This window comes from Polaromonas sp. (genome assembly GCF_031411155.1).
Lineage (GTDB): Bacteria > Pseudomonadota > Gammaproteobacteria > Burkholderiales > Burkholderiaceae_C > Polaromonas.
The window spans coordinates 1-10,338 of the sequence record NZ_JANOAL010000235.1 but is presented as its reverse complement, the minus strand read 5'-3'; the positions used below and the strand labels follow the sequence as shown (position 1 = coordinate 10,338).

The 10,338-nt window shown below is 64.8% G+C and carries 11 protein-coding genes; 6 read left to right on the top strand and 5 right to left on the bottom strand.

Annotated elements, in window-relative coordinates:
• The 5 genes from RMO23_RS14390 to RMO23_RS14370 form a co-directional block, all read right to left on the bottom strand.
• The coding region (locus tag RMO23_RS14390) for a class I tRNA ligase family protein (RefSeq protein WP_309682877.1) at positions 1 to 713 on the bottom strand (713 nt) is incomplete at its 3' end.
• 270 nt (positions 714 to 983) lie between these two features.
• Positions 984 to 2,042 carry a S1C family serine protease gene (locus RMO23_RS14385; RefSeq protein ID WP_309682874.1) on the bottom strand — a complete coding sequence of 353 codons (1,059 nt, stop codon included), beginning with the start codon at positions 2,040 to 2,042 and terminating at the stop codon, positions 984 to 986.
• Positions 2,043 to 2,165: 123 nt separating this feature from the next.
• Positions 2,166 to 2,363, bottom strand: a complete 198-nt coding sequence (locus tag RMO23_RS14380) for a DUF2783 domain-containing protein (protein ID WP_309682869.1) — start codon at positions 2,361 to 2,363, stop codon at positions 2,166 to 2,168.
• A complete protein-coding gene (locus RMO23_RS14375; RefSeq protein WP_309682867.1) occupies positions 2,360 to 4,129 on the bottom strand; it encodes an FAD-dependent monooxygenase in 1,770 nt (589 codons plus the stop codon). Before RMO23_RS14375 ends, RMO23_RS14380 begins: the two co-directional genes overlap by 4 nt.
• Before the next feature lie 111 nt (positions 4,130 to 4,240).
• Positions 4,241 to 4,900, bottom strand: a complete 660-nt coding sequence (locus RMO23_RS14370; RefSeq protein ID WP_309682865.1) for a VOC family protein — start codon at positions 4,898 to 4,900, stop codon at positions 4,241 to 4,243.
• A 319-nt stretch (positions 4,901 to 5,219) separates the two neighbouring features.
• Between RMO23_RS14370 and RMO23_RS14365 the strand changes: the two genes are divergently transcribed.
• The 6 genes from RMO23_RS14365 to RMO23_RS14340 form a co-directional block, all read left to right on the top strand.
• Positions 5,220 to 5,642: a rubrerythrin family protein gene (locus RMO23_RS14365; protein WP_011484607.1), complete on the top strand. Its 423-nt coding sequence runs from the start codon at positions 5,220 to 5,222 to the stop codon at positions 5,640 to 5,642.
• A gap of 90 nt (positions 5,643 to 5,732) precedes the next feature.
• Positions 5,733 to 7,082, top strand: a complete 1,350-nt coding sequence (locus RMO23_RS14360; RefSeq protein ID WP_309682862.1) for a heterodisulfide reductase-related iron-sulfur binding cluster — start codon at positions 5,733 to 5,735, stop codon at positions 7,080 to 7,082.
• Between the two features lie 17 nt (positions 7,083 to 7,099).
• Positions 7,100 to 7,690: a DUF3501 family protein gene (locus RMO23_RS14355; RefSeq protein ID WP_309682860.1), complete on the top strand. Its 591-nt coding sequence runs from the start codon at positions 7,100 to 7,102 to the stop codon at positions 7,688 to 7,690.
• A 111-nt stretch (positions 7,691 to 7,801) separates the two neighbouring features.
• Positions 7,802 to 8,578: a peroxide stress protein YaaA gene (gene yaaA / locus RMO23_RS14350; protein WP_309682858.1), complete on the top strand. Its 777-nt coding sequence runs from the start codon at positions 7,802 to 7,804 to the stop codon at positions 8,576 to 8,578.
• Positions 8,579 to 8,604: 26 nt separating this feature from the next.
• Positions 8,605 to 9,297, top strand: coding sequence for a 2OG-Fe(II) oxygenase (locus RMO23_RS14345; protein WP_309682857.1), 693 nt, complete (start codon positions 8,605 to 8,607; stop codon positions 9,295 to 9,297).
• A 166-nt stretch (positions 9,298 to 9,463) separates the two neighbouring features.
• On the top strand, positions 9,464 to 10,338 hold an 875-nt coding region (locus RMO23_RS14340), incomplete at its 3' end, for an alpha/beta fold hydrolase (protein WP_309682856.1).

Sequence of the window (10,338 nt, the reverse complement as noted above, 5' to 3'; positions counted from 1 at the left end):
GCCAGCGCGCCGTCAGCCAGCATGGTTTCCGGCCGCGTGGTGGCAATGTGCATGCCGCGCAGGGGGGTGCCGTCAAGGGCCTTTTGCGGGCCGTTGCTGAACGGGTATTCGATGTGCCACATGAAGCTGTCGCGCTCTTCGCTTTCAACTTCCAGGTCACTCACCGCAGACTTCAGAACCGGGTCCCAGTTGACCAGGCGCTTGCCCCGGTAAATCAGGCCCTGTTCGTACAGCTGCACAAAGGTCGAGGTGACGACTTTGGACATCTTCGGGTCCATGGTGAAGTACTCGTGCTTCCAGGCCACCGAGTCGCCCATGCGCATCTGGCGCGTGATGGTCGAGCCCGACTCTTCCTTCCACTCCCAGACCTTGGCGACGAAGTTTTTGCGGCCCAGGTCATGGCGGCTGATGCCCTGGCCTTGCAGCTGGCGCTCAACCACGATTTGCGTGGCAATGCCGGCATGGTCGGTGCCGGGCACCCACAGCGTGTTGTGGCCGCGCATGCGGTGGTAGCGCGTCAGGCTGTCCATGATGGTCTGGTTGAAGGCGTGACCCATGTGCAGCGTGCCGGTGACGTTGGGCGGCGGCAGCTGGATGGCAAACGAGGGCTTGGTGGCGTCCAGCGTCGGCTCGTACTGGCCGCTTTGCTCCCACTGCGGGCTCCAGCGGCTTTCAATGGCGGCGGGCTCGAACGACTTGGCAAGGCTGTCCAGCCCCGGCGTGGGGACTGACACTTTGATGGCGTCAGCAGTCAGGGAGGCGGATGTTGGGGGGGCAGCTTCGGTCATGGGGCAATGAAAAACGGCATCGCAGGGATGCCGCTGGGGTTGTGTGGAACTGGCCCGATTTTATTCGATGGACCGGGCGCCGCCGCAGCTGCCGAGGCAGGCGCCGAATGATGGCGTTGTGACCTGTGAATGCTATAAATTTAATAGCTGCTTGCGCACACTCTATGAGGGCTGGAGGCCTATTTGACCCCTAAATCAGATGCTGGACGGTTTTTTCAGGGTCAGCATGCGGTCTTGCGGCTCCAGCACGATGGTGCGGACTTCCTCGCCGTGGCGCACGGTCAGCCGGACCGGCGCGTCGGGGGCGGCGCGGGCCCAGAGCTTCTTGTAAAAACCTTCCAGCGTGGTGACTTCGGCGCCGTCGACCGCCAGCACCACTTCACCAGGCTGCAGGCCGGCGCGTTCGGCCGGGCTGTCGGCGCTGACCCGCATGATCTGCACCCGGCCTCCCTGGTCGTTGGAGGTCAGGCCGAGCCAGGGGCGGCGGCTTTGCCGGCTGCTGCCCGACTGCTGCAGCTCGGCCAGTATCGGTTTGAGCAGGTCCACCGGCACGAACATGTTGCCGGGCACGCGGCGGTTTTCGCCCAGCGCGTCCATCACCAGCAGCGAGCCGATGCCGACCAGTTCACCCTTCTGGTTGAACAGCGGCGCGCCGCTGTGGTTGCCCCGGCCGGCGCTGACCGGCGGGCTGGTAAAAATGGCGGTGTCGAGGTGGTATTCCCAGCTGCCCGAGAAAGCGCGCTTGCTGACCAGCAGCGTCATGCTGACATCGGCGTCGTCGCCATCGGCCGTCGCGCCAGTGGCCGCCATCAGCGGCTCGCCGGTTTGCAGGTCCCGCAGGTTGCCCAGCGGCACCGGCGCCACGCCGCGCAGCGGCAGCAGCGGGCGCAGCAGGCCAAAGCCGGTGGCAATGTCATAGGCCACCGGCACGGCCGGCAGGGTTTTGTTGTCCTGCGTGACGATTTCAATTTGCTGCGCTTCCAGCATCAGGTAGCCAATCGTCAGCACCAGGCCGTCGGCGCTGATGACCACGCCCGAGCCGCTGCGCTGCAGCCCCAGCGTTTCGGCCGAACGCGCGCCCTCGGCGGCGGTGACCTGCACGCCGACCACGGCCGCGCTGGCCTTGTTCAGCGCGTTGAGGGTGGCCTGCGCCGACAGCGGCGCCGCGGTGGCCGCCAGGGCAGGGGGGCCGAAAACCGCCGGCGGCAGCGACAGGAGCAGGGCGACCAGCAGCCGCAGTGGTGAAGCACGCATGATGACCTCCAGAACGCGCGGGAAAGTCGGCAAATAGCGAAGCAGCGCATCCAAAGAATGCGCCTGATTCCGCTCCCGCGCAAGGGTCGGGCGATGCGTGGCGGGCGCCGCTGGCGCGGGCCGTCAGGAAGCCGCTGGCGCCGGTTCGCGCGCCGCCTCGATGCAGGCCTGCAGCAGCGCGCTGTCGCCCAGCTGGTTGGCCATGACCAGGATCAGCCGGGCATTGAGCAGCGCCGACGCCTCGGGCGCCAGGCCCTGGTGGGCGTCCAGCAATTTTTCGTAAAACGCGTCGGCGTCCTGAAAGTTGAGGCTGGTTTTCATGCGGCTTTCCCTTCTGTGCCGGCCTGCATCTGGCCACCCGTGCCCATCGCCAGCGCGAGCGCGTTGACCAGCGAGGCGTCAATGCTCTCGCCGGTGGCGGCCACATAGCCGTCGGGCCGCAGCAGCGCCCAGGCGTGGCCAAAGACATGGCAGCTGGCCTGCAAATGGCCGTGCGGGTCCACCACATGCTCCACGCCGGCCGCCGCCTCGCCGTGCGCAATCTCCTGCACGCAGCGCAGGTCGGCGCGGGCCGACAGCGCCCGCAGCCGGGCCGCGGCGGCAGGCGAGAGGTCGCCAAAAATCAGCAGCAGCAAGCGGCCATCGGCCCATGTCAGCAGGTCCATCAGCTCGCCCCGGCTGCCATCGGGCCAGGCCAGCGCCACGTTTTGCGTGGCCCGCCCGCCGCTGGGGCCGCAGGCGCTGGAATGGGTGTAGGTGTTGGGCGTGGACATGCGGCCGGTGTTGACCAGCTGGCGCGCAAACAGGTGGCGCCGTGCCAGGCCGAGGGCGGCGGTGCGAAACAGCCGTTCGGCGCCGTCGGCCGGGCGCAGAAAGCGGGTGGTGCGGTTGGTGATGCGCACATTGAGCTGGGCCGCCTCGTGCCGCTCCTCGTGGTAGCTGTCCAGCAGTTGCGGGCTGGCGCGGCCCTGCAGCACGGCGGCCAGTTTCCAGGCCAGGTTGTCGGCATCCTGCACGCCCGAGTTGCCGCCGCGCGCGCCAAACGGGCTCATCACATGGGCCGCATCGCCGACAAAAAAGACATGGCCGTGGCGTAGCCGGTCCAGGCATTCACTGCGGTAGGCATAGGGGCCGACCCAGACGATCTCGCATTCCTCGGTGCTCAGTTCGCGGCCAAACTGGGTGTTCAGGCGCGCCCGCACCACGTCCTCGCGGCTCACCGCTTCGGGGCTGGCCTCGGGCGGCATCTGGTAGTCAATGCGCCAGACGCCGTCGGCCATCAGGTGCTGCCAGACGGCGCGCCCCTCGTTGAACGGCGCTTCGATCCAGGTGTGGCGCTCCACCGGCGGCGGGTTTTTGAAGCGCACGTCGGCAATGCACCAGCGGTCATCGCCTTTCTGGGCCGTGACGGCGGCATGGCACCAGGCCCGAAACGGGCTGTGCGCGCCGCTGCAGTCAATCACATGGTCGGCCTGCAGGCGGTAGTCGCCGGCCGGCGTGCTGAGGGTCAGGCTGGCGAACTGCTCGTTTTGCGAAAAGGCGGTGATGCGGTTTTTCCAGCGCATATCGATGAGCGGCCTGGCCCGGTTCAGCGCGCTGATTTGCTCGACCAGAAAGCCCTCGATGTAAAACTGCTGGATGTTGATGAAGGGCGGCTGCTGGCTCAGCGAATGGGTTTGCTGCTGGCGCAGGTCAAACGAATAGACCTCGTCCGCGCCGGCAAAGGTGCGGCCCACGCTCCACTGCACGCCCTTGCCGGCAATGCGCCCGTAAATGCCCAGGCGCTGGAAGATTTCGAGCGTTTTCTGCGCATAGCAGATGCCGCGCGACGCCGCGCCCTTGACGCCCACCGTGTTGTCCTCGTCCAGCAGCAGTGCCGCCACGCCGTACTGCGCCAGCGCGCAGGCCAGGCTCAGGCCGGTGATGCCGGCGCCGACGATGACGATGGGATAGCGCCGGACTTCGCCGCTGGCGATCTCGGGCGGGGCGACAAACGGGTATTCGGGCAGCGTGTAGCCTTTGCCCTCGGCAAATTCATAGCCGTTGCTGTAGTCCGCTTCGGCGTAGGGGGGGCTTGTCTCCTGCATGGTGGCGGTGCTCCTGTCTGGTTTTATCGGTGTTTTTGGCCTCCAGCCCATACAAAACGTGCGCAGGATGCTATCAAATATATAGCATCCTGCTGGCGCTTCCGAATCGCCTCAGGCGCTGGCGGCGGCCTTGCCGGTGAACTCGGGGCGGTCGTTTTGCTGCGGTTTGAGGGCCTCGGCGGCCTGGCCCGGTTGCTGGCGCTCGCGTTCCTTGCGCCACTGTACCTTGCGGGCCGTCCACTCGGCCAGCCGCGCGTGGGCGGTCTGGCTCTCCTGCTGCATCTTGAACTCATCGGCCAGCTGCGCCGTCAGCTCCAGGCGCACACCGTTCGGGTCAAAAAAGTAGATGCTTTTGAAAATATGGTGGTCGGTCACGCCCAGCACTTCCACGCCGCCCGCCTGCAACCGGGCTTTCATGGCCTGCAGGTCGGCCACCGAATCGACGCGGAACGAAATATGGTTGACCCACAGCGGCGTGTTGGGCGAGGGCAGGGCCGCCTCGTCGTTGCCGAGGTCGAAAAACGCGATGAAGGAGCCGTCCTGCAGGCGAAAGAAAAAATGCGTGTAGGGGCAGTATTCGCCGGTGCTGGGCACATGGTCGCTCTGGATGATGTGGTACAGCGGCAGGCCCAGGATGTCTTCGTAAAAATGCCGGGTTTCCTCGGCATCCTTGGCGCGGTAGGCGTAATGGTGCAGCTGCTGGATGGGCGCGGCGGCGGGCAGGTCGGGACTCGAAAGTGCCGAATTCGACCCCTGGATGACTGAAGGCATGAACGGGACTCCGTGAAGCGTTGAGCCACCCCAAGGGCGGCAGATTGAATTTACCTATGCGTAATGAATTTACTATATCGTAATTGCCGGGGCTTGCCAAGCGCTGCCGCCAGGGTGCGCGCGGTGCCGGCCGATGATTGGAAAACACCGGTTGCCGCTATCAAGCGAATAGCTTTTATCAATCGGCTGCATTGATTCCTGCCCATGGACGCTGGGCTGCAACCGGGCTAAGGTAGGGTCGTCTTCGGCTGACTTGCCCGGAGCCATTCGCGATTGATTTCAATTCAGTTGATTTGTCCCACCCACCAAGGAGATTTCCATGGCCGCTCTCAAAGGCTCACGCACGGAAGAAAACCTGAAAGCCGCATTTGCCGGTGAATCCCAGGCCAACCGCCGCTATCTGTATTTCGCCAACAAGGCCGACGTGGAAGGCCAGAACGATGTGTCGGCACTGTTCCGCTCGACCGCGGAAGGTGAAACCGGCCACGCCCACGGCCACCTCGAGTGGCTGGAGCAGTGCGGCGACCCCGCCACCGGCATGCCCTTCGGTGCGACCCGCGACAACCTCAAATCCGCCATAGCCGGCGAAACCCACGAGTACACCGACATGTACCCCGGCATGGCCAAAACCGCGCGTGACGAGGGCCATGACGAAGTGGCCGACTGGTTTGAAACGCTGGCCAAGGCCGAGCGTTCGCATGCCAATCGCTACACCAAGGCGCTGGCCGAACTGGTCGATTAATTCGCTTTCCGCTGCGCCGCCGGCCGGCGTAGCGGCTTGCGAAAGGGTTTCTGCGCAATCCTTTCGCAAGCCCACAACCAGAGACAAGCCATGGCCACAGAAGGCAATCTGCAAGCGCCCACGCGTCACGCGATCGACTGGAAAAACCCGGACTACTACAACGAAGACGCGACGCTGCACGAGATGGAGCGCATCTTCGATATTTGCCATGGCTGCCGCCGCTGCGTCAGCCTGTGCGGCGCTTTTCCCACGCTGTTTGACCTGGTCGACGCGAGCAAGAGCGGCGAAGTCGATGGGGTCGACAAAAAAGACTACCGGAAAGTGGTGGACCAGTGCTATCTGTGCGACCTCTGCTACATGACCAAATGTCCCTATGTCCCGCCGCACGAGTTCAACCTCGACTTTCCGCACACCATGCTGCGCGCCAAGGCCATCAAGTTCAAGAAAGGCGAGGTCGGCGCGGGTGAGCGCTTTCTGGCCTCGACCGACGTGCACGGCAAGTTCGCCGGCATTCCCATCGTGGTGCAGCTGGCCAATGCGGTCAACAAGACCAGACCGGCGCGCGCCGTGATGGAAAAAGTGCTCGGCGTCGATAAAAACGCCTGGCTGCCCGAGCTGGCCACGCAAAAATTCCGCTCCGGCGCGCTGGCCTCGCCGCCCCATCCGGTCAGGGACGGCGCCAAGACGCCGGGCAAGGTGGTGATCTTCTCGACCTGCTACATCAACTACAACGAGCCCGGTATCGGCCACGACCTGCTCAAGGTGCTGGACCACAATGAAGTGCCCTATGTGCTGGTCGAAAAGGAAAAATGCTGCGGCATGCCCAAGCTCGAACTGGGCGACCTGGACTCGGTCAATAGCAGCAAGGAAGCCAACATCCCGGTGCTGGCCCGCTATGCCAGAGACGGCTTTGCGATTTTGAGCGCGGTGCCCAGCTGTACGCTGATGTTCAAGCAGGAAATCCCGCTGATGTACCCCGACGATGCCGAGGTGCAGCTGGTCAAGGAGCACATGTGGGACCCGTTTGAGTACCTGATGGCGCGCAAGCGCGATGGCCTGCTGAAGACCGAATTCAGCACGCCGCTGGGCAAGATCAGCTACCAGATTCCCTGCCACGGCCGGGTGCAGAACATCGGCAAGAAAACCGAGGAAATGCTCAAGATGGTGCCCGGCACCAGCGTGCACACGCACGAGCGCTGCTCGGGTCACGCCGGCACCTTTGGCGTGAAGCTGCCCTACCACCAGCAGGCCATGAAAATCGGCAAGCCGCTGTTCAAGGCCATGGCCAATCACAAGGATGGCGGCCTGCCCGATGTCATCAGCAGCGACTGCCCGCTGGGCGGCCACCACATTGCCCAGGGCTTTGAGGTCAACCAGCTCGGTGCGCCGCCGCAAATACACCCGCTGACCCTGATACGCACGGCCTACGGCCTGAAATAACCCCTCCAGGATTTCCCATGCAAACGACCGGCAAGATCACTGCAGGCAGCCTCATGACGCTGGAGGCCTACAGCAAGTACCGCAAGCAGCACAAGGCGCAAATCATCGCACACCGCCAGCTGCGCAGCGTGCGCCTGGGCGAGCACATCAACCTGCAGTTTGAGAGCGAAACCAGCATCCGCTACCAGATCCAGGAAATGCTGCGGATTGAAAAAATCTTTGAGGAAGACGGCATTGCGCAGGAGATCGAGGCCTATGCGCCGCTGATGCCCGACGGCAGCAACTGGAAAGCCACCATGATGCTGGAGTACCCCGATGTCAATGAACGCAAGCGCGAACTGGCCCGGCTGATCGGCGTGGAAGACCGGCTGTTTGTCGAGGTCGAAGGCTACGCCCGTGTTTATGCGATTGCCGACGAAGACATGGACCGTGAAAACGACGAGAAAACCTCGGCCGTGCATTTTGTGCGCTTTGAGCTGGACCCGGCCATGTGCGCCGCGGTCAAGGCCGGCGCCAGCGTCAAGCTGGGCTGCGACCACACCCACTACCCGGCGCATGTGACGATTGCGGCCGAGACGCTGGCTTCGCTCGTCAGCGATCTGCGCTAATCGGCACTTGCGCAAGGGTTTGTGCGGGCGCGGCGCGGCGCGCAGCGCGGCTGTCGTAAAGTCAGGCTTTCGCTTTCGCTCTCGCTGTCTCTCCCTCCAACGCCCCAAGCCATGCTGTTTTTACTCTCGCCCGCCAAGTCACTCGATTACGACACCCCCCCGCAGATCCAGACCTACACCAAGCCCTTGTTCACGCGCCAGTCGGCCCAGCTGATCGACTTGCTGAAAACCCGGACGCCGCAGCAAATCAGCACGCTGATGAAGCTGTCGGATGCGCTGTCGGGGCTGAATGTGGCGCGCTACCAGACCTGGTCGAACCGCTTCACCGCCAAAAACTCCAAGCAGGCGGTGCTGGCCTTCAACGGCGATGTCTACGAGGGGCTGAATGCGAAAACCCTGAGCGGGCCGCAACTGGACTGGGCGCAGCGCCATCTGTGCATCTTGAGCGGCCTTTACGGCGTGCTGCGCCCGCTCGACTGGATGCAGCCTTACCGGCTGGAAATGGGTACGCCGCTGGCCACCGACCGGGGTAAAAACCTGTACCAGTTCTGGGGCCCGCAGATTGCCCACTACCTCAATGAACGCGCTGCCGCCGATACCTCGCCGGTCATCGTCAATCTGGCCAGCGAGGAGTATTTCAGATCGGTGGACCGCAAGGCACTGAAGGCCCCGGTGGTGAACTGCGTGTTCGAGGATTTCAAGGGCGGCAAGTACAAGATCATCAGCTTTCATGCCAAGCGCGCGCGCGGCCTGATGGCGCGCTACGCGATCGAGAAAAAACTCGTCGCCGTCAAAAAACTCGAACACTTTGAGGCCGAGGGCTACCGTTTTGAGCCCGCGGTGTCGCGGCCCGACCAGCTGGTGTTCCGGCGCCGGCTGGCCGACTGAGTCCGCGCTGCCCTTCAAGGCCCGGTATGAAGCAGCCATTGACCGTCAACCCGCCGCCCCGGCTGGCCGTGCCCTGCGTGGCCAGGGCCGGCGTGGGCGACACGCTGGACGCCGGCGACAAGTGGGTGACGGTGCTGCAGCGCCAGCCAGACCCCGAGCTGATCGTGTTTGGCAACCTGCTCAGTGCGGCGGAGTGCGAGGCGCTGATGGAAGCGGCCCGGCCGCGCCTGGCGCGCTCGCTGACGGTGGACACCCGGACCGGCGGTGAAGAGCGCAACCGTGACCGCACCAGCCAGGGCATGTTTTTTACCCGCAGCGAGAACGCGGTGGTCCAGCGTGTCGAAGCCCGCATTGCCCGGCTGCTGCGCTGGCCGGTGCAAAATGGCGAGGGCCTGCAGGTGCTGCGCTACGCGACGGGCGCCCAGTACAAGCCGCATTACGATTACTTTGACCCGGCCGAGCCCGGCTCGGAGGCCATCCTGCAGCGCGGCGGCCAGCGCGTGGCCACCGTCATCATTTGCCTGCAGGCGGCGGCGCGGGGCGGCGCGACGGTGTTTCCGGACCTCGGTCTGCAGGTCGCGCCGCAGCGCGGCCAGGCGGTTTTTTTCAGTTATGCCCAGGCGCATCCGGCCAGCCGCAGCCTGCACGGCGGCGAGCCGGTCAGGGCCGGCGAAAAGTGGGTCGCCACCAAGTGGCTGCGGGAACGTGAATTTGTTTAACACCCCCTTTGAGGCTCACTGCGTGTAGCCTCCTCCCCCCTTGCAGGGGGCGGCGCCTGCGGCCTGACAAAGCCAGTTCCGCGGCCCCCGTTGGCAGGGGATGCATAAAGGCGCTTGGGCAACGCGATGATTGACGCGCTTCAAGGGGCGGCGACCATAATCCATTATGAAAATCAAAGCCAACAACATCGATATCGAAATTGAAGACAGCCACCCAGGCGACGCCACGGGCCGGCCCGTGGTGCTGCTCATCATGGGGCTGGGCATGCAGCTGATTGCCTGGCCACCGGCCATGGTGCAGGGCCTGCTCGATGCCGGTTACCGCGTGGTGCGCTTTGACAACCGCGATGCCGGCCTGAGCCAGCACTTTGACCACCTGGGCACGCCGAACCTGCTGTGGGCCGGCCTCAAGTACAGGCTGGGTCTTTCCGGCAAACCGGCTTACAGCCTGCCGGCGATGGCGGCCGATGCGCTGGGCGTTCTCGATGCGCTGCGGATAGCGCAGGCGCATATCGTGGGCGTCAGCATGGGCGGCATGATTGCCCAGCGCATGGCGCTGGCCGCACCGCAGCGCTGTCTGAGCCTGGCCAGCATCATGAGTTCCAGCGGTGCGCGCGGCCTGCCGCAGGCCGAGCCGGCGGTGCTGCGCGCGCTGCTGAGCCGCCCGGCCGGCAAGGGCATGGACGCGGCGATCGAGCATTCGGTCAAGCTGTTCAAGGCCATCGGCAGCCCCGGTTTTGCGATGGACGAGGCGCTGCTGCGCCAACGCGTGGCCGCCGCCACGGCGCGCAGTTTTCACCCCAGGGGCATCGTGCGCCAGATGGTGGCCGTGGTGAGCGATGCCGCACGCGCCAAGGCCCTGGCCAGCATCAGCACGCCCACCTTGGTGGTGCATGGCAAGGCCGACCCGCTGGTGCCGTTTGCCTGCGGCGAGGACACCGCGCGCCGCATTCCGGGCGCCAGGCTGGTGGGCATAGAAGGCATGGGCCACGATTTGCCGCCGGGCGTGGTGGAGCGGCTGCTGGCGCTGCTGCTGCCGCA

What these genes read in the sequence shown, in the direction of transcription:
- RMO23_RS14385 (WP_309682874.1), bottom strand. Translation starts at nt 2,042, where the DNA reads ATGCGTGCTTCACCACTGCGGCTGCTGGTCGCCCTGCTCCTGTCGCTG.
- RMO23_RS14380 (WP_309682869.1), bottom strand. Translation starts at nt 2,363, where the DNA reads ATGAAAACCAGCCTCAACTTTCAGGACGCCGACGCGTTTTACGAAAAA.
- RMO23_RS14375 (WP_309682867.1), bottom strand. Translation starts at nt 4,129, where the DNA reads ATGCAGGAGACAAGCCCCCCCTACGCCGAAGCGGACTACAGCAACGGC.
- RMO23_RS14370 (WP_309682865.1), bottom strand. Translation starts at nt 4,900, where the DNA reads ATGCCTTCAGTCATCCAGGGGTCGAATTCGGCACTTTCGAGTCCCGAC.
- RMO23_RS14365 (WP_011484607.1), top strand. Translation starts at nt 5,220, where the DNA reads ATGGCCGCTCTCAAAGGCTCACGCACGGAAGAAAACCTGAAAGCCGCA.
- RMO23_RS14360 (WP_309682862.1), top strand. Translation starts at nt 5,733, where the DNA reads ATGGCCACAGAAGGCAATCTGCAAGCGCCCACGCGTCACGCGATCGAC.
- RMO23_RS14355 (WP_309682860.1), top strand. Translation starts at nt 7,100, where the DNA reads ATGCAAACGACCGGCAAGATCACTGCAGGCAGCCTCATGACGCTGGAG.
- yaaA (WP_309682858.1), top strand. Translation starts at nt 7,802, where the DNA reads ATGCTGTTTTTACTCTCGCCCGCCAAGTCACTCGATTACGACACCCCC.
- RMO23_RS14345 (WP_309682857.1), top strand. Translation starts at nt 8,605, where the DNA reads ATGAAGCAGCCATTGACCGTCAACCCGCCGCCCCGGCTGGCCGTGCCC.